Source organism: Lysinibacillus sp. ZYM-1, from assembly GCF_001308875.1.
In the GTDB taxonomy this organism is placed as follows: Bacteria; Bacillota; Bacilli; order Bacillales_A; family Planococcaceae; genus Lysinibacillus.
Map to the genome: position 1 here is coordinate 614 of NZ_KQ465117.1, position 19,560 is coordinate 20,173.

15 protein-coding genes are annotated in these 19,560 nt (G+C 36.5%); 9 read left to right on the forward strand and 6 right to left on the reverse strand.

Going from position 1 to position 19,560, the window contains the following annotated elements; translation table 11 throughout:
• On the reverse strand, positions 1-669 hold a 669-nt coding region (locus AO843_RS11210), incomplete at its 3' end, for a helix-turn-helix domain-containing protein (protein ID WP_197278912.1).
• A 240-nt stretch (positions 670-909) separates the two neighbouring features.
• On the opposite strand from AO843_RS11210, the gene AO843_RS11215 reads away from it, so the two are divergent.
• Together AO843_RS11215 and AO843_RS11220 are read left to right on the forward strand one after the other, a co-directional pair.
• Complete coding sequence (locus tag AO843_RS11215) at positions 910-2,217, forward strand: HD domain-containing protein (RefSeq protein WP_054611195.1); 1,308 nt, start codon at positions 910-912, stop codon at positions 2,215-2,217.
• Between the two features lie 384 nt (positions 2,218-2,601).
• Positions 2,602-7,944 (forward strand): collagen binding domain-containing protein, encoded by a 5,343-nt coding sequence (locus tag AO843_RS11220; RefSeq protein WP_054611196.1) that lies wholly within the window; start codon positions 2,602-2,604, stop codon positions 7,942-7,944.
• A 45-nt stretch (positions 7,945-7,989) separates the two neighbouring features.
• Here the strand turns inward: AO843_RS11220 and AO843_RS11225 are convergent, their stop codons facing one another.
• Together AO843_RS11225 and AO843_RS11230 are read right to left on the reverse strand one after the other, a co-directional pair.
• Positions 7,990-8,646 carry a class A sortase gene (locus AO843_RS11225; protein WP_054611197.1) on the reverse strand — a complete coding sequence of 219 codons (657 nt, stop codon included), beginning with the start codon at positions 8,644-8,646 and terminating at the stop codon, positions 7,990-7,992.
• 90 nt (positions 8,647-8,736) lie between these two features.
• Complete coding sequence (locus tag AO843_RS11230; protein ID WP_012292709.1) at positions 8,737-8,922, reverse strand: 2-hydroxymuconate tautomerase; 186 nt, start codon at positions 8,920-8,922, stop codon at positions 8,737-8,739.
• Between the two features lie 142 nt (positions 8,923-9,064).
• Here AO843_RS11230 and AO843_RS11235 point away from each other — a divergent pair, with 142 nt between their 5' ends.
• Positions 9,065-9,583, forward strand: coding sequence for a YwhD family protein (locus AO843_RS11235; protein ID WP_054611198.1), 519 nt, complete (start codon positions 9,065-9,067; stop codon positions 9,581-9,583).
• Positions 9,584-9,917: 334 nt separating this feature from the next.
• Here AO843_RS11235 and AO843_RS11240 read toward each other — a convergent pair whose 3' ends face one another.
• Complete coding sequence (locus AO843_RS11240; RefSeq protein WP_054611199.1) at positions 9,918-11,990, reverse strand: transglycosylase domain-containing protein; 2,073 nt, start codon at positions 11,988-11,990, stop codon at positions 9,918-9,920.
• A 319-nt stretch (positions 11,991-12,309) separates the two neighbouring features.
• On the opposite strand from AO843_RS11240, the gene speB reads away from it, so the two are divergent.
• Entirely contained in the window at positions 12,310-13,182 is an 873-nt protein-coding gene (speB, locus tag AO843_RS11245; RefSeq protein ID WP_054611200.1) for an agmatinase, read from the forward strand.
• A 48-nt stretch (positions 13,183-13,230) separates the two neighbouring features.
• Here speB and AO843_RS11250 read toward each other — a convergent pair whose 3' ends face one another.
• Together AO843_RS11250 and AO843_RS11255 are read right to left on the reverse strand one after the other, a co-directional pair.
• Entirely contained in the window at positions 13,231-14,412 is a 1,182-nt protein-coding gene (locus AO843_RS11250; protein WP_054611201.1) for a site-specific integrase, read from the reverse strand.
• Positions 14,413-14,476: 64 nt separating this feature from the next.
• A complete protein-coding gene (locus tag AO843_RS11255; protein ID WP_054611202.1) occupies positions 14,477-15,016 on the reverse strand; it encodes a helix-turn-helix domain-containing protein in 540 nt (179 codons plus the stop codon).
• A 102-nt stretch (positions 15,017-15,118) separates the two neighbouring features.
• On the opposite strand from AO843_RS11255, the gene AO843_RS11260 reads away from it, so the two are divergent.
• The 5 genes from AO843_RS11260 to AO843_RS11280 all read left to right on the forward strand — a co-directional run bounded on the left by AO843_RS11260 (position 15,119) and on the right by AO843_RS11280 (position 19,551).
• Entirely contained in the window at positions 15,119-15,358 is a 240-nt protein-coding gene (locus AO843_RS11260) for a helix-turn-helix transcriptional regulator (RefSeq protein WP_054611203.1), read from the forward strand.
• A complete protein-coding gene (locus AO843_RS11265) occupies positions 15,355-15,630 on the forward strand; it encodes a hypothetical protein (RefSeq protein ID WP_054611204.1) in 276 nt (91 codons plus the stop codon). The genes AO843_RS11260 and AO843_RS11265 overlap by 4 nt, the downstream gene beginning before the upstream one ends.
• A 75-nt stretch (positions 15,631-15,705) precedes the next feature.
• Positions 15,706-18,306, forward strand: a complete 2,601-nt coding sequence (locus AO843_RS11270) for a phage NrS-1 polymerase family protein (RefSeq protein ID WP_054611205.1) — start codon at positions 15,706-15,708, stop codon at positions 18,304-18,306.
• 324 nt (positions 18,307-18,630) lie between these two features.
• Complete coding sequence (locus tag AO843_RS11275) at positions 18,631-18,909, forward strand: sterile alpha motif-like domain-containing protein (RefSeq protein WP_054611206.1); 279 nt, start codon at positions 18,631-18,633, stop codon at positions 18,907-18,909.
• 135 nt (positions 18,910-19,044) lie between these two features.
• Positions 19,045-19,551, forward strand: a complete 507-nt coding sequence (locus AO843_RS11280; RefSeq protein WP_054611207.1) for a phage terminase small subunit P27 family — start codon at positions 19,045-19,047, stop codon at positions 19,549-19,551.
• The last annotated feature ends 9 nt before the right edge of the window (positions 19,552-19,560 follow it).

Sequence of the window (19,560 nt, forward strand, 5' to 3'; positions counted from 1 at the left end):
CCTTTCGATTTCCTCTAACTTTTTTAAAAATAGATTTTCTGCACGTAAACGTTCATTTTCACGTTCAATACGTTGAATCTCTAATTTCAATTTCTCCTCAACGGTTAATTCGACTTCATCTTTTGTGCGACCACGGCGATCACGTAATCCCTCTTCACCGTTAGTTTCAAATTTCTTCGTCCATTGATACACCTGTTGATACGAAACACCATAGGTGTGCGCTGCCAACTGATAATTTTTCTGGTGCTTCAAACAGTACTCGACAATCTCAATACGTTCCTCAAAAGTTGTCTTTCTTCCTTCTATCATAGCTTGACCCATCCCTTTACCTGAATCTTTTAATTCACTATGACTAGTATACTTTTTTAACCATCTTTTTAAAACTGAGGTACTACTAATCTCATATTTCGCTAACACTTCCATCAGTGAATATTTCCGTTGAATGTAGTCTTCTACAGCCGCTAATTTTAACTCTTTTGAATAGAATTTACATGAAGTAGCTTCCTGTAATCCATCACGTCCACTTGCCTCATATTTCATTTTCCAGCTATATAAAGTTTGAGGATGTATTGAAAACCTTTCGCACAATTCCCAGATAGTAAAGTGACCTTCTTCGAACAATTGAAGGATATGTAATTTTAACTCGATTGGATGTTTACTTCGCCCCAAAAAAATGCTCCCCTTAAATAAACAGATTTTATTTTTTAATCTGTCTACCTAATAGGGAGCATATCACTTGTTGGAGAAAGCTTTTTGTTTTTTTATGAATATTAGACCAATAGAAATTTAGAGTAATTGTGAACATAATTGAAAAAGGTTGTTAGTATCTATAGAAAAAAGTGAATAAGTATGCTAGTCCCAAAGTTATCGCATATAATAGAACTATAACAAAATGGGGGTGCTATACAAATGACATATGCAAACGCTAAATTACAAGAAGAAAAGGTATTTAAAGACCCTGTTCACCGTTATGTACATGTTCGGGATCAAGTGATATGGGATTTAGTGGGTACAAAAGAATTTCAGCGTTTACGTAGAATTCGTCAGCTTGGTACCACATTTTTAGTCTTCCATGGAGCGGAACACAGCCGCTTTAGTCATTCACTTGGTGTATATGAAATTGTACGCCGTATAGTGGATGATATCTTTGTAGGCCGTCCAGATTGGGATGAAGGTGAACGACTTTTAGTGTTATGTGCAGCCCTTTTACACGATTTAGGACATGGACCATTTTCACATGCCTTTGAAAATGTCTTTGAGCTTGATCATGAATACTATACAAGACAAATTTTATTGGGGAACACTGAAGTGAATGCTGTGTTGAAAAAAGTGGCGGATGATTTTCCTGAAAAGGTATCACAAGTAATAGAAAAGACGTATCCAAATAAACAAGTTATCAGTTTAATTTCAAGTCAAATTGATGCGGATCGTATGGATTACTTACAGCGCGATGCTTATTTCACTGGGGTTAGCTATGGACACTTTGATATGGAGAGGATTTTAAGAGTGATGCGTCCTCGAAAAAACCAAGTTGTCATCAAAGCAACAGGGATGCATGCAGTAGAAGACTATATTATGAGTCGCTATCAAATGTACTTGCAAATATACTTCCATCCTGTGTCACGTAGTGCAGAGGTTATATTAAATAATATTTTGAAACGAGTAAAACAATTAAGCTTGGAAGGTTATACATTTAAACATGAACCTACTCACTTCCTAGCATTTTTCCGTAACGCTATTACACTAGAGGATTATCTTGCCTTAGATGAGAGTATTCTTTTTACATATTTTCAGCTATGGATGCAAGAGGAAGATACTATCCTAAGTGATTTAAGTCGTCGTTTTGTGAATCGTAAGCTATTCCAGTACATTGATTTAGATCCTGGGGTGGAGCTTGATAAATATCAAAAACTACAAGAACTTTTCAAGGAGGCAGACTTAAATCCCGACTACTATCTTGTTCATGATACAACGGCAGATCTGCCCTATGATTTTTACAGACCCGGTGAGGAGGAAGTGCGCGTGCCGATTTTCTTAGAAATGCAAAACGGTGAGCTACGCGAGCTTTCACGTGAATCGATTATTGTTGATTCCATTTCAGGGCGGATGAAACGAGACCATAAAATCTATTTTCCTTTAGATTTTTTAGAAGATGATTCTACGCATTCAAGCAGTAAACAGCGAATCCTAACTTTGCTGAGAAAAGAAGGAAAATAAAATATGAAATAGCAAAGCAGTAAACACGTTCAAAAAGAGCGATGTTTACTGCTTTTTTCTTATGTTTAGAGGAATGTTTAGAAATTGTTCAGTGCTAATAGTTATAATGTATCAAAAAAACTAAAGGGGGGTGAGGACTATTATTGAGGGTATCACTAAAGTAATGTAATAGGATTTGAAATGGAATAAAAGCTAACCATTGTTAATTCTTATGACCTATATTAGAATACTAATTGGCTTTTATTCACAATGACGGCAAGTTAATGAAAGGAAAGAGAGAACAGCCTATTGTTTGTAGCATTCCTTTCCTAATCACTGAAAGGATGTAGTCGTCGTCAACAAACAGCACCAGGTATCTCTCTATACTTAGAAAAGGAGAGAAACATGAAGAAATTTAACCTAGCGATTATTATATTGCTACTTGTATTTCAACCAGTACTTTCGCCAATTTCAGTGTTTGCAGCAGAGGGTGAATCAATACTGCCAGTAACATCAACTGAGGGAAATGACGCTGATACAAATTCTACAGATGAGACGTCCTTAACATCACCAGTTACAGTAGAAGAGGGGGGCACTGATAACAGTGAGACACCCGTAATACCAACAACTACAACAGAAGAGACTACTACTGATGAGAACAGTGATGAAACATTACCAGAAGATGGGGTAGAAGAGGAGGTGGATATTCCAGCAGAGGATGTAACAAACATGGAAGAACAAACTCCTCCAATGGTAAAACCATTTAATGCTACTCCAACAGATTTATCAGAATCAGCAAGATTAAATGTATTTGAATTAAAGATTAATGGTGCTGATGTTGTTCCACCAGAATTTTCTACAGAGCTGGCGCAAAACCAACAAGCTCAAGGGAAATTTATATTTGAAGTAGATTTTCCAGAGGATGTAAAGGCGGGAGATTTTTTTACTTATCCATTACCTGCTTCATTAATTGATTTTAATAGTGCATTTAATGGTAATAGAGGTGCAACACCCAATTCTCCTGCGTTTGAGTGGAGTACAACAGGGAATTTAGTAACTGTTACAATCACAGAAGATCCATCTGATGATATTGCTGGCTCTACTAATGTTGGATTTGAAATGAACTTTACATCAGGCTTTAATCTTTCTGGTAATAGTTTAGAGCAGGACTTGGTAATTCCAACTGCAGGTAAAGGAACAGACAATGTGAAGCTTACATTCCTTCCATCTACTAGCGGTGATAAGATGGTATCAAAACAGTCTAAGGGCGTAACAATCAATAGTGGTGAGCGTATTATTGATTGGGAAGTATGGATTAACAGAGCAGGAAAAAATCTTACAAACGCAGTAGTACAAGATACACCAGGTACTGGACATGAAATTGTGTCAAATTCCGTTACACTTGAGACGTATGAAGTCGGATTAAATGGTGTAGCAACAACAGCTGCAGGTGCACTAGAATCGTATCTCAACTTTGAAGATATTAAATTGAATGGCAGATATGCTTACAAATTGACGTATCAAACAAAAGTAAACTTATCAATCGCTGAGCAGGAGGGGCAAAAAACATTTGCAAACTCAGTTACATTAATTGACCCTACTTTTGGAGATTCGGACAGTAAAACAGTATCTACTACGTACGGTAAGGCGCTAGAAAAAAGTAAGGATAGCTCAAAAACAAGCAATAATTATGTATCTTCATGGGAAGTTCGATATAACTATAATCAAGCAGCTATTGACGAAGCAGATGCTTGGATAGAAGATACATTGCCAACGGGTCATGTCATTGATACATCTACTATTAAAGTATATGAAATGACAGTGAATGATACAGGTACAGCCACTGGAATGGGTACCGAAATTGATGCAACTAACTATACTGTCGATGATGTAACAAATGGCTTTAAATTAATGTTTAATAATGATGTTACAAAAGCATATCGCATCACATATGATGCAAAGTTGACAGATGATTTTTATAGTAATAATTCCGTAACAACGATGACAAACAAAGTTATTAGTGGCACTGTATCTCAAGAAAAAACGGCCACACATACTTTGACAGAGGACATCTTAACAAAATCGAGAACAGTAGATACAAATAAAAAAGAAATTACATGGACAGTTACTATAAAAGCAGATAATAAGTCTTTTGATGGAACAGATATCACAGGATTAACACTTGAGGATACATTTACGGAAGGTTCTTACAATGCGCCTCATAAATTAGTTGATATAAATAATGACGGTTTAATAAATGCTGCTGATATTACTATATCGAATATGACAGGGCAGACTATTGCGATTGATGCCAATGGCTTTACATTAACTGGTGGTACAGTGGCAAAAGGAGAAACTGCAGTTATTACCTATAAAACAGCTTACGAAATTTTTCCAGATGGTTCAATCTATGAACAAGGTTACGGGAATACAGCTGCGGCCAATTGGACTACTGATAAATCATATTCTATTACAAAATCAGCGTACTACCGACCAGACAGTAACTCTGTTAATAATGGACGTAAACAAGGTGCATATGATTATATCGAGCAAGTTTTCAATTGGGATATTAAGCTAAACATTAATAAACAAAATATTAATAATGCTGTACTAGAGGATACAATTGGCGAAGGTCATGAAATCGTCCCAGGTACATTCGTTATAAAAGAATTTACATTAACTACGCCTAATAATGATGAAATTGGTACTGAAGGTGCAGACTTAGATCCTAACTTATATACATTGTTTGTTGCTCCAAATAATAAAAGCTTTACTGTTACTTTTGCTAGCGATTTAGGAGCTGCGAACGATAAAGTATATATCATGAAATATCAAACAAAGGACTCTGACAAAATCATTGGTATTGAATCTAATACTAAAAATGATAAAACAAAACCGTATACAAATACAGCTTCCTTTACGACAAATGTAGGTGGAAGTCCTAAAACTTATAATTTACCAGCCACATCTGTTACACCAAGTTATGCAAATGAATTAATTACAAAAGGTGAACCAGGTAGTAATTCTACTACAGAAAGATTAACATGGACACTCAATATTAATCGTTCACTTTCTACACTAGGTACTACTAAAGTAAGTGATGTGCCATCAGAAAATCAGCTATTATTGAAAGATACAATTAAAATAAAGAAATATACTGTGAATGCAAGCTCAGGTACTTCTGTCCCAGGTGGTACATGGTTAGTGCCAGCTGATTTAGGGTTTACTGTAACATTCCCAGCAACAGGTGGGTTTGAAATTGACTTTGGTGAATTAAACAAAGAGGGCTATCAGATTCAATATCAAACATTAGTGCTTGGTAAAGCGGGAGAACCATATAGTAATGCTGCAAAAATTGACTTTGGATTTGAAACTGCAGACAATCAAGAAAAAGATGCGAAATATAATGGTAGCTTTAGATTCAGTGCATCTGATGCAGATTTCTCGTTAACAAAAGGAAGTTTAAAATTTAATAAGGTCGGCTTAAATACATTAACTGGTGTAAAAAAACCATTATCAGATGTAGAGTTTGAATTAGTCAAAATGGTCAAGGGATCTCCTTATATTGTAACGACAGCAACATCTGACACAGATGGTAATGTAATATTTGAAGATGTTAACTATGCGAACTATATTGTTAGAGAAAAAGGGGCACCAACAGGCTATGATCTAATGGAGAACTATTCAATTAGATTAGACACAAATACTGATACAAAGTTAGCTGCAAATAATACAAAAATCATTGAACTTGTAAATAATGAACAAATCGATTCAACAAATGCATGTCCAGCATTTACATTGACAGTGAAAGATGTTGATGGCAATGCTGTTGCAAATAAAGAAATCAGATTAGTAAATAGCAATGGATTAGAAATTAATATAGGAAATACAAATAGTTCGGGGGAAATAACTGCAATAAAACGTCCAGGAACAACTGGTCCAGGTATGACGGTTCAAGCTGGTACGTATACAGTTATGGATTCAAATAACAATATATTGGGCATGGTTACCGTAAAATATGGTAAAGATGAATGTCATGGTGAAATTAAGCCAATCAATGCATGCTCAAAATTTACGATTACTATTCTGGATGAGAATAATAAGCCTCGTCCAAATGTAACAGTTACATTAAAAGATACAAATAATAAGGTTATAGTTACTGAAACAACTGATAGTAATGGACAGTTTGTAATTGATAAAACTACACCAGCAGGTAAGTATAAACTCTATGAAGGCACACAATATTTAGGTGAGGTAAACGTAACTTATCAAAATGGCAACTGTCAGGATGAAGTAACACAAGCACCAAAATGTGAAACATTCGATTTAACTGTCAAAGATGTTGATGGGGAGCTAGTAGCTGATGAAACAGAAGTAACGATTAAAGATGTAGCAGGTAAGACAATCGCTACTGAAAAAACAAAAGATGGAAAAGTAGAGCTGAAAAATTTAGAGCCAGGTACTTACGATGTATTTGATAAGGATGGCAATAAAATCGGTGACTTCTCCAGCAATATTAATTGTCAAGCTGAGATTCAACAAATACCAGCCTGCGAGCGCTTTACAGTAATGTTGAAAGATGAAAATAATATGCTGGTGAAAGCGAGTAAGGATATTGTTATTAAAGATAAATTAGGCAATATTATTCCGACAGTGATAGAAGTGGATGGTAGCATTGCATTTGCTTCTAAAGACGTCCCAGCAGGTAAGTATGATGTTTATGACCACAAAGTTTATTTAGGAGAAATTTTAGTTTCTTATAAACAAACTTGTAAAACTGAGTTATCTATCGCACCAGCTTGTCCAGATTTTACATTATCTATTAACAATATGTACGGTCAGCCACGTGTAGGCGTCAAAGTGACCTTGATAGGTGAAGATGGTTTAGCAGTAGAAAATAATAATTCAACAGAGTTCACAACAGACAATAAAGGTCAAATTACAATTAGTAATTCATTAATTAAGCCAGGTAAATATATTGTAAAAGAGAACGGGAAAACAATTATTGGTACAGTTATAGTAGGTAATACATGTGAGGCTAAAATTCAGCCTACACCACCTGTAACACCTCCTACAACAGATCCTGATAACCCAACACCAGAGCCAGGACAGCCGGTTGATCCAAACAAACCAAATCCAGATCCGGAGAAGCCGGTTGATCCAAACAAACCAAATCCAGATCCGGAGAAGCCGGTTGATCCAAACAAACCAAATCCAGATCCGGAGAAGCCGGTTGATCCAAACAAACCAAATCCAGATCCGGAGAAGCCGATTGATCCAAACAAACCAAATCCAGATCCAGGGAAGCCGGTTGATCCAAATAAACCAAATCCAGATCCAGGGAAGCCGGTTGATCCAAATAAACCGGTGGACCCAAGTAACCCAACAACAGGTCCAAACAATCCTTCGACTTCTGGTAATGATGGTACGTCTGTACAAAATGTTATTGATCAAGGGAAACAATTGCCACCATATAATCCATCAAATGCAACTAAAAATACATTAGATGCTTATAAGGATTTCCTTAATAACTATAGTAAGCTATCAAAAGATGAACAGACTAAGGTGGCTCAAGCTATTGATATAAATAAAATCAAAGCGGATGCAGAACGTTTAGAAGCACAGTTAAGAGCACAAAGTAAATTACCGCAAACAGATGGAGCCAATCAAGCAACTCTTGTATTTGTTGGTTTACTTCTTGTAGCTGGGTCAATATGGTTCATGCGTCGCCGTTCAACAAATGTATAATCATCAAAGCGCCATCTCATAGAGATGGCGCCTTTTGTGTGAATTTTAAAAGGTTCCTTTTGCATTTTCTAAAGAATAGCTTTGAACAAAGTCTGCTTGTAAGGCTAGTCGTTTGGAACCTTTTTCCGCACAAGTAATCAAAGTTAATACCGTTTGGTTGGGGATATCATCGATGATATAAACATCTGTTGCGGCAATGATTTTTTTTGTCGCTAATCTATATTCATAGACATTATACATATCTGTTACATAAATGATGTCACCAACCTGTGCTTGATAAAGGGGACTGAATAAAATATCTTTCTCTTCAAAATAATGACCAGCTAAAGCATAGTTTCCATGACCGAGCTGCTGATTAGGCTTCATCGTACCTGCCCCAATAGCAAGTACAGCATTGCCAACACCCTTCAAAATAGGGAGCTGCATATGTACACTTGGCACGGCAATACTGCCGATAACAGGCATATTGCTAGCCTTTATTTGAGCTTGGAGGACCTCGGAGATGGATAATGATTGCACGGCTTCGAACTCAAAATCAGCATCAACCTGATTGTTCTTTTCAATAGCATCTATGCTGTACTCAGCTGCGTTTAATTGGTCACTCATGTGTGCAATCATAGCATTTTGAATAGGATTGATAAAAATCAGTAACAAGCCAATGATGAGCACACCTATGAGTAAAGCGAGCCTAAGTCTATTCACTTTCGTAGATCACATCCTAGCAAAGAAATTACGAGTCACTGATAAGTTTAAAAATGGGTAGAGCGTTAGGCGGCTCTACCCGATTTCATCTTATTTATCACTCAAACGAACGCCTGCAACGCCGTAATGGTTTTTAGACATTTCTTCGATAAAAACTGTTACATTTTCTGCAGGTGCATTAACTGTACGAGAAACGGCTTCTGTGACTTCTTTAACAAGGGCACGTTTTTGTTCCTCTGTACGGCCTTCAAGCATTTTAACTGTTACGTATGGCATAATATTGCCTCCTTTATAGAATAATGTTGTATAGTTAGTTTATAAGAAAGTATAAACTTCTTACTTACGTTGAGGCATATGCGTGATGTTTATTGTGACTATATGCTTCCCTTTATAATAGCAGAATGGAGGGTTTTTAAATATGGCAAATGGAGAAAAACCAAAACAAAAAATGGGCTTTACCATTATAAAAAATGATCCAACCGATGGACATAAAGGGTTTGGGGTTGGCTCGCTTTCCTTAGAGAATGTATCGCCAGTCATTATAGATGTCGATGAGGGTACAGCATCTGTTGAAATCGGTGCTATGCATGCACGTAGCGATGTTGAACGAGGTATTAAATTTACAACGGATCGTGCTGATTCAGAGGGTGGAAAACCATATTGGCTAGTATGGGTGACAATTGATCATAAAGAGGATGGTCCTTACTATGCTGGCATTACTGCTTGTGAAATGGTGGTTAACCGTGAAAAGCGCCGTGGTTATAAAATTTTAGCTGATCATGTGAATAAAATGGATAAATCCATGAAGCGTCATATCATCGTAGAGCATATGGATACGCCATCTAAAAAAGTGTTAGCTACTTTCCTAGAACAACTTAATCCAGAACTATGGGCGCGTAGTGAGGAGCAACTGCGTCAAGACTTATTTGTCGAATAGACCAATAATGATTGAACAAACTGTGACATTTTGCAATCGTTTTCGATATTAGGTTGAAAGTGGGTTTGAAACAAAGTACACTTGAGGCAGAGCTTACATTTTAGTAAGCTAGGACACTTGGTATCGCGAAAGTGATGAGCGCTATGCGGCATTTGAACAACCCAAGCCAAATGCCCCATGATGCTCATACTCCGCGAACCATAAAAAGAAAAGCTTTCTGTTCCCACGGACACGTCTCCGGGGAAGAGAAAGCTTTTCCTATTTTTCGTATATCTGTTACTTTGTCGAGAGCCTTCATTACATAAAACGTATGATGGTTAAAAAGGTTGCCGGATTATTGTTTATTTTTTTCTTCTCCTTTAAATAGCGAGAATGGTAACATATTCCAAAATTCTCCCCATGTATTACTGTCAAGAATGTCGAAGTTTGTACATTTCTCAGTTGGTACATCCTTAGATTCTATATAGACAAGACGTTGTTTAGGACAAGCATCAGTCGCTAATTTACCTGTTTCGATATCAATGACAACGCCTTCTACACCTTTAGGTTTTTTGAAATCTTCATTTTTTGTCCCTTTATTAACTGTTTCCATAAAGTCAATCCATATTTGTTTTGTTGCTGCAGTATCTTCTTTTGTCGTAAGGTTTTTCCCTTGATCATAGCCATTCCATACACCAGCAGTTAGATTTGGTGTAAAACCGATCAGCCATTGGTCACTATTAGTAGAGCCTGATTTTGCTGCATATGTGTGTGTCATACGTGAGCGAATGCTAATTCCTGTTGCAGGCGAATAATCACTGAATACAGGATCAAAAATACCAGTCATCATTTCTGTTAAGATAAATGCATTCTCTTTGGAAATAGCCGTCTCGGTTTTTTTCGTAACATCCTTATTTTCGTAAATGACGTCTCCATTAGCATTTTTTACGGACACAATTGTTGTTGGGATCGTTTGTTGCCCTTGTGACGCTAAAATATTGTAAGAATTTGTCATTTCGTATAACGTAGTTTCGATAGTACCAAGTGCGATTGATAAATTATCCTTAGCACCAATCCCTACATTAAAACGGTTGGCCATATCGTGAAATTCCTTGAATCCAATGTCCTCTAATGTCTTCACAGCATAAATATTATCTGAGATAGCAATTGCTTGTGCCAGAGACATGTCGTGGTCAGCAAACTGTCCGTTGACATTTTTAGGAGCATATGTTCCCCGTCCGTTATCATAGGTAAACGTAGTTTCACCTACATCTAAAAAAGTAAGTGGTGTGTAACCATTTTCTAATGCTGCTGCATATAAAATAGGTTTAATAGTAGAACCAGGTTGACGTTTTGCCTGTGTCACGCGGTTAAATGAACTTACTGAATAGTCACGACCACCGACTAATGCAGTTACAGCACCTGTTTTGGATTCCATACTAACAAAGGCTGTTTGGAGATCGTTAGCAGGCATGTTTTTTGATACGGCTTCTTCGGCTGCTTTTTGATGTTCGAGATTTAGTGTCGTTTGAATCGTCCAGCCACCTTCACTGATGTCGAGATTTTTTGATTTTAGAATTTCACTAGCCTCTTGCCATGCAACATCTAGGAAATAAGGGGCGACAGATTTGGTTGCTACCCAACTGTCATTTTTCAAGACAAGCTGTTCATTCTCCGCACGTGTTTTTTCATCTTGTGAAATGGCTCCTTGATCTGCCATTAGTTTTAAAATAACGTGTTGGCGATTTGTGGCTTTGTCCAAATTAGCGATTGGCGAATAAATACTTGGTCCCTTTGGTACACCTGTTAACATAGCTGCTTCTGCAAGCGTTAAATCACTAGCAGATTTTCCAAAGTAAAATCGACTGGCTGCTTCAACACCGTACATACCATGACCGTAATAGACAGTATTTAAATAACCCTCCAATATTTCATCCTTATCATAAAAAACTTCTAATCTATAAGCATATAGAGCTTCATTTAATTTACGTGTCCAAGATTTCTCGTGGGAAAGGTAAAGATTACGTGCATATTGTTGAGTAATTGTACTTGCTCCTTGCACCTTTCCACCTGCTTTAATATCTACTAAAATGGCGCCAGCAATACGCGAATAATCAAAACCACCATGTTTATAAAAATCTTTATCTTCAACAGCTACTACTGCTTCTTTTAAAAAAGGTGACATCTCATCGAGACCAACCCAATAACGTCGTTGATTTGTAAAGTGGTCCCCAATTTGGTTCTCATTTTCATCTAAGAAAATAGAGGCTTTCGGTACGGTTAAAGGCGGTGCACCAGCCACTTGAACATAGATGCGTAGTGCTACAAATGCTACGACAATTGCAGATGCAAAGGCGACAAAATAAGTAAGAGATTTCCGTGTACGCTTTACACGCTTTTGCTTTCGATGATAGCTTTTTCGTTTCATCCGACTTCACCTCGTTTTCTCACAACTTCGAACTTAGCTTTAGTATGTGTTCGAACATTCATCTTTAATCGAAATTCTACCTAAAAACTATTGCACTTTATTCAAAAACATCTATACTTTTTTTGTACTACTTGAAATGCTGGCATTCGACAAGGAAATCACATATTGTAGATTTTAATCGAAATTTGCTAGACGTTCCAATAATGTATACGAGGATGAAAGGATACAGGTTTCATTACAATCCTGTAAGTCATCATAGAGGGATTTAAAGATAAGTGGTTATTAAAAATAATATTTTATTCATAACGGAGGTCTAGCAATGAGATTTGATGAAGCGTATTCAGGGAATGTTTTTATAAAAAGTCATCCAACATATGAGGATGCTCAGGCAGTTATTTATGGCATGCCAATGGATTGGACAGTGAGTTACCGTCCAGGTTCACGATTCGGTCCACAACGTATCCGTGAGGTCTCGATCGGTCTTGAAGAATACAGCCCATATCTAGATCGTGAGCTTGAGGAAGTAAAGTATTTCGACGCAGGGGATATTCCACTACCATTTGGGAATGCACAACGTTCATTAGATGAAATTGAAAAATTTATTGAAAAATTATTAGCTGATGCCAAGATCCCAGTTGGTATGGGAGGAGAACACCTAGTGTCTTGGCCTGTGATGAAAGCAGTATCTACTAAATATGATGATCTTGCTATCATTCATTTTGATGCCCACACAGATTTACGTGTGGAGTATGAGGGAGAGCCACTTTCTCACTCTACACCGATTCGTAAAATTGCAGAACATATCGGCCCTAAGAATGTTTATTCATTTGGTATTCGTTCAGGAATGAAAGAGGAATTTGAATGGGCCAAGGAAAACGGTATGCACATTTCTAAATTTGAAGTACTAGAACCGTTAAAAGAGGTCCTTCCAACATTGGCTGGACGTAATGTTTACGTAACGATTGATATTGATGTGTTAGATCCAGCACATGCACCAGGTACTGGTACAGTAGATTGCGGCGGTATTACTTCGAAAGAATTACTAGCTTCAATCCACGCGATTGCAGCAAGTGGCGTAAATGTTGTAGGTTTTGATCTAGTGGAAGTAGCACCAATCTACGACTCATCTGAAATGACAGCAAATACAGCCTCAAAGTTATTACGAGAAATGATTTTAGGCTGGGTGAAATAGAAAACGAGGTAGAAAGTCAGTAATGACAAGGGTTGAAGTGGGGGAGTGCTAATAACTAGCCCCACTTTTAGCCCCACTTTGTTGTAAAGTCTCGCTAAAGACGTTTACAGTTTTATCTTCAAGCTCCTTTAGAATATGACCATAAACAGTGTGGATCATTTCAGGAGTATTTCCTAAACGTTCGGCAATAGCTTTTACCGGTATACTTTTGTTTAAGAGAATTGTGGCATGTGTATGCCGTAAACCGTGAACGGTTGTCTTAGATAATCCAGCAAGCGAAATCATACGGTTAAAGTTAGCGTTTACCCCTGTTGGTGCTAATGGCTTACAGGAGCCAATTGATAAAAATATAAATGTAGACGATTCAAGCTTTTGACCATATTTAAATAAAATAGGTTTTAGAGCCTTTTTATAAGCTTCTAATTGTGCAATGACTATTTCATCAACTTTTATCGTTCGCTCGCTATTTTTGGTCTTAGTAGAGCCTACACCGTGTGCTCCACGATGTCTGATAACTTCGATTGTACGATTTTTGAAATCAATGTTCTTCCACTGGAGTCCTAGAGCTTCACCTTTTCGCATACCTGTATAAGCGAGTAAATGAAAAAGCGTAGAGTGTGTAATATCCTCATTTTCCTCTACAGTTTGTAAAAACAAATTTAACTGATCAGGCGATAAATAGTTATCCTCACTTATACCTTCTCTTTTAGTAGGTAAAGCAGCCCCAGAAAGTTTATTCCGCAATAAAATTTCTTCTTCAATAGCAGCGTTAATTGCTGTTCTCATAATTACATGAAATGAACGTATTGTGGAAGGCTTGTACTTGCCTTCTAGCTTATTCAAGAAATTTTTTTGATAAATAATTTTATCTAGTTTCTTTAATTTCACAGATCCTAAAAGCGGTTTTAATTGAAGACGAATAAATGATTCACGTTGAGTTACAGTGGCGGGCTTCCACTTTTTATGGTTAGTTTCGTACCAAATATCTAGCCACTGGCCAACTGTTAAGTTATCATTTTCTATATACTTCGTTTCACCACGCAGCGTTGAAGCCTTTACTTCCAGGAGGGCTTTCAATGCTGCTTTTTCTGTTTTAAAGCCACTTTTTTTCTTCTCTCGACGTTTTCCAGCAGCGTCATAATATTTATGCCGAAACATCCATAATTTTTCTTTATTCGCATTGAAATAGTGATATATTTCAGGCTCTTTAGCCGATTTAAAGTATTCCACTTATACCATTCCTTTCATTGCTGGCGGTAATGTGTAGGGATAGGTAAGTGTGAAAAATAGTTATTTAATCATCTAAAAGATTAGCTTGACGTATTTTAAATTTTTCATATTCTTTTTCTAATACTTCCTCAGATGGATAATCCTTTTCTTTGTTTCTAAATAAAGCACGTAATAGATCTAAGGCTTGTTGTCTTTCTTCTTGAGTCAAAGATGCTTCATCAAGGTATAAATGTTCACTAAAATCAAAAATGTTTTCTAATTTAACATGAAGCCTTTCTATATAATCTTGTTTCTCCATGTTCACTAACAATTTGTTTGTTTTATCAATACTTGATTTAGAATCAGCTATTATTGCTTTTCTAGAATTAGCTTCTTCTTCATTCATATACCCAGCTAAAACCATTAACTTAAAATAATCTAAATCAAATGAATCTGAAAGTTGCCTGATAATTTCAGGTGTTGGTTTTCTTTCTTTTCCGCTTCTTGGATCGTACCCTTTTTCAAGGGTACTTAAATACGTATGACTAATTCCTGTAATACGTTCCATTTCGCGCAAAGACTTTTCCCCTCGTAACTCTTTTAAATAATTGCCGAATGTAGTCAAAGATTTATCCTCCTAATAAAATAATTTAATTTAATTATATTGTAAACCATGACTTGCGCTTTTGGCAAATATGGTTTACAGTATATTCAGGAGGTGCAATTCATGGTTGACAACAAACTTAAAGAATTAAGGTTACGACGAGGAATTTCAATTTCTGAACTTGCAAGAAGAAGTGGTTTGAACAGGGTTACAATATCAAATATTGAAAATAAAAGAGTCATTCCCACATTAGAATCAGCATTTGCAATTTCACGAGAATTAGAAACTCAAATTGAAGTTATTTTTTTTGAAATCGGTGTAAATCATGATTTACTTAATGGGAAGGTGGTTACTAATCAATGATGCAAACCGAAGTATCTATTCAACTCGACAAAACAGAAATCGAGAAATATATTCGTGAACAATTAGATCAATGTGTTCGTGAAACAATCCTATTCGTCGATGTGGATAGGCTCGTTAAAATGACGGGATTCTCGAAAAGATTCTTAGAAGACGAAATTTTATCAAATCCAATGGTTAGGCAGTATCAACGTAGGAAGTCACGCAAAAGATTCTACATATATGAACCTACGATTAAAGCAATTTTAGAAATTGTAGATAGTTGGGATATATAAACTAAACACAAATAGCCTGGCGGTAATGTGTAGGGATAGACATCAAGATGTGTTTTTGAAAGAAGGTGATAACAAATGCAGCAGGGCCAACAACAAATTTATGAAGAGGAACAAAACGATTTTATACTTCCACAAATGAAAACAGATTCTTACAATGACATTCCAATCGAGCTCCAGCAGCTTAACAATTGGATCGTGTGGAGATTAGAATCACGCAAAGGGAAAAATACAAAAGTTCCTTATAACGTGAATGGAAGTGAAGCACGTTCAAATGATGCTAATACTTGGAGTTCATTTGTGGAGGCAGTAACAGCAGCACGTACGGGAAGATATGACGGTATTGGTTTTATGTTTAGTCAGCAAGATCAATACATTGGTATTGATATAGATAAATGTTATGAAAACGGGGTATTTAACGAAGTTGCGACTAGTGTAATAGATTCACTAGATTCATATACAGAGTTTTCACCAAGTAAGACTGGAGTCCATTTAATTGTGGAAGGTAAAATGCCTGATTGGATAAAAGGAACAGGTAAAAAGAGCTCAAAGTATGGTATAGAAATTTATTCTCATGGTCGTTTCTTTACTTTCACTGGAGAAAGAGAAAACGAAAATGAGATTCAGGAACGAACGGACGAAGTAGCCGAACTTTTAGAAACTTATTTCACCCGTGAGGAAATGGCAGCATATGCAAATGTAATTATTCCGCAAGGTGTAACAAATACAGAAGAAGATTCTGTAACATGGCAACGCATGTTTAAGTCGAAACAAGGTGAAAGAATCCTAGCGATGTACCGTGGTGATTTAATTATAAATAATGATCATTCATCCACAGATTTATCCTTATGTGATGCCCTTGCATTTTGGTGTGATAAAGATTTTTGGAAAATGGATCGTATGTTTAGACAGTCTGGTTTGATGCGTGATAAGTGGGACGAGCGTAGAGGGGAGCTACTTTACGGTGAGAAAACACTTATAAGGGCTATTTCTACTAAGAAGGATACTGTTTCGGATTATAAAAAGAAGCATGAACTACAAATACAAGTAAATGATTCGTTTGTTTTTCCTAAAGGTTATATTTCTAAAAATGGCTGCTTGTATCAAATTATTGAAAAGAAAGACCGTAACGGTGAAATCGAGGAATTAGAAGTTTTAATATGTCGTCAAACTCCGATTATTACACGCTCGTTTATGAACGTGGAGCACCCACAGTTATATCATGAGCTATCCTGGTCGGACAAAGGAAAAGTATATAAAGAGGTTATACCAGCGGGAGATCTTGCAATTAAAAAAGAGCTACTAAAACTTTCGTATAAGTCGCTTGCAGTAACTGATAACAATGCAAAACACTTAATCACCTATTTCGATAGATTGAACATGGTAAACAATTTAGATCATGAGCATCTAGTCGAAAGGCTAGGACATATTAAAAATACTTTCATTCACCCATTAACAGCGGCTGGTGTAACGGTTTTACCTCCTGATATTGGAGAGAAGCAGCTACTAGAAGCCTTTCAAACATCAGGTACTATTGAGGATTGGATAGAGCATGTACTTAAACCCATTCAGAGGCATCCTAGAGCATTATTAATGGTAGTGGCATCATTTACATCTGTTTTGCTACAAGATCTAAAAATGAAGCCATTCATAGTTGATTTATCGGGTGTAACTTCACAAGGAAAAACAACAGTATTAAGGGCTTGTGTGAGTGTGTGGGGAACAGAGCATTTAGTTTCTGAGTGGAATCTAACCAAAGTGGCGGCAGAGAGAAAAGCGTCGTTTTTAAATAGTTTTCCTCTAATTCTAGATGATACGAGAAAAGCAGACGAAAAGCAGCTACAGGGCTTTATTTACAATTTTAGCGGTGGTCGTTCAAAAGGGCGTGGTTCTATCAGTGGTTCTCAACGTGAATTTACGTGGGGTAACCTAATGCTTTCCACAGGAGAGGATTCACTTAATGCTTATGCTGAACGTGCTGGAGGTGTGGCAGCAAGGATATTGCCTATCACAGGATTACCATTTGAAGGCGAGAACTATCAGTTTTTCAATGATCTCTATAAAGCTATTGAAAACTATTACGGTTCCATAGGTTTAGAGTTTTTAAAGAAATGGCATGAACAAAAAGAAACTGCAATTCCCTATTTTGATAATAGTTACAATGAAAGGTTCCAGCAGAAAGCCTATGGAAATGAGGTTATCTCACGCATTGCACGATATTACGCAGCTATTGTATTTACTGCAGATTTACTAAATAATTTCTTCAATTGTAACATTGATTTAAAAATATTAGCCGATTTATTCGACGAATTAAATGCAGAGAATAAAGCAGTGGACAAGCCGAAGCAATTACTTGAAATGATGCTGCAGGATTTAGATTCAGATCGTGGAGCAATTTTTAATAATTATTTCGAACCTAGAAGTGTTATTAAAGCGATATTTAAAAATGGTTCATTATATTTGTTACCAGCTTATTTAAAAGAGTTTTTAAAATCAGAAGAGAAGACTATTCGTAGTGAATGGTTGCGTAGGGGAATAACGGTCCCGCAGGTTAGCAAAGGAAAGACGGTTGATTATAAACAAGTGAAACATAAAGGTAGGAATTTTAGTGGCGTACCTATCCAACAAAAAACCATAGAGGAATTAGGGTTTGATTTTTCAGAAGAATTTCACACTTAACTAATAAAAGGTAGGAAAAGGTAGGGAAATATCTAATCATATTCAAAACTTTCCTACTTTCTTAAATCCAGTCGTATCAATGGTTTATATGTATTAGTAGGAAAGGTAGGAAAAGTAGGAAGTAAATATACATGTCGCATAAGAATGACATGATTATTTCCTTTACTTTGCTATTGTGATGATTTTATATATATAGCTTATTTTTCTGCTTACTTCTCCTACTTTTCCTACCTCACCCTTTGAAGCCTTGGTACATAAGGTTTTTATAGGTAGGAATTAAGGGAGGAAACAGGGAGGTAGTAGGAAGTGTAAGGGGATTTAATTGTGGAAGCCCAACAAAAAATTAAATTAAGTAAGATTTCAATAGATGGAGGAAAGACCATGATATTTAAAACATGGATACAACAATTTATCAATGAAGATAATCCAATAGGTGACCTGGCTCGAGATAATGAGCAAGATCCATCATTTCCAGATTCCAATTCATATAACGAATTGTACGATTATCTATATTCACAAAATGCGAGTGAGTTATGTTTACTTTCGTTCGATAAAGCATGGCAATTATATAACGCAAGGCAAAGGAAATGTGTAGGTTATTAGGCTATTTATTTTTCACAATGGGATAGCCCCCCTCCATTTCGCTTTACTTAGTGAAAGTGCCCTACACCGGATGTCCGTTTTCCGCGCAGAAAAATCCCTAAATGAAAATTTTTTAAGTGAAAGTGAGGTGATTATATGGCAAGACCACGACAACCTATAGATTTATTGGTACGAAGCGGGCGAAAACATTTTACAAAGCAAGAGGTAAAACAGCGAACAGAGCAGGAACGACGCATGTTAGGGCCAACAGAGAATATCAAGGCACCATCATATTTAACAGTTGCTCAAAAGCGAGAGTTCAATGAAATATCTGTTCGATTAGTTGAATTAAATATGTTTAGTGAGTTAGATGTGGACAATTTAGCGCGTTATTTGGACTCAAAATATCAATATTTTGAAGTGTTAAAGGGGCTTAAAAAAATCAAACCTACTACGGTTATTGAAACCGATATTGGGAAACAGGTTGTTCCTAATGACTGTTATGCAAGTTTAGTTAGAACGAGAAGTATGATTTTCAAAGAATGTAGAGCGGCAGCACGTGACCTAGGATTAGATATTTCTTCTCAAATGCAATTGAGCATACCAAAGGAAGTAAAAAGAGAATTGAGCGAATTTGAAAAACGATTCGGAGACAGGATTTGAGGGAGGCAT

What these genes read in the sequence shown, in the direction of transcription:
- AO843_RS11280 (WP_054611207.1), top strand. Translation starts at nt 19,045, where the DNA reads ATGGCAAGACCACGACAACCTATAGATTTATTGGTACGAAGCGGGCGA.
- AO843_RS11235 (WP_054611198.1), top strand. Translation starts at nt 9,065, where the DNA reads ATGGCAAATGGAGAAAAACCAAAACAAAAAATGGGCTTTACCATTATA.
- AO843_RS11230 (WP_012292709.1), bottom strand. Translation starts at nt 8,922, where the DNA reads ATGCCATACGTAACAGTTAAAATGCTTGAAGGCCGTACAGAGGAACAA.
- speB (WP_054611200.1), top strand. Translation starts at nt 12,310, where the DNA reads ATGAGATTTGATGAAGCGTATTCAGGGAATGTTTTTATAAAAAGTCAT.
- AO843_RS11265 (WP_054611204.1), top strand. Translation starts at nt 15,355, where the DNA reads ATGATGCAAACCGAAGTATCTATTCAACTCGACAAAACAGAAATCGAG.
- AO843_RS11215 (WP_054611195.1), top strand. Translation starts at nt 910, where the DNA reads ATGACATATGCAAACGCTAAATTACAAGAAGAAAAGGTATTTAAAGAC.
- AO843_RS11220 (WP_054611196.1), top strand. Translation starts at nt 2,602, where the DNA reads ATGAAGAAATTTAACCTAGCGATTATTATATTGCTACTTGTATTTCAA.
- AO843_RS11270 (WP_054611205.1), top strand. Translation starts at nt 15,706, where the DNA reads ATGCAGCAGGGCCAACAACAAATTTATGAAGAGGAACAAAACGATTTT.
- AO843_RS11240 (WP_054611199.1), bottom strand. Translation starts at nt 11,990, where the DNA reads ATGAAACGAAAAAGCTATCATCGAAAGCAAAAGCGTGTAAAGCGTACA.
- AO843_RS11260 (WP_054611203.1), top strand. Translation starts at nt 15,119, where the DNA reads ATGGTTGACAACAAACTTAAAGAATTAAGGTTACGACGAGGAATTTCA.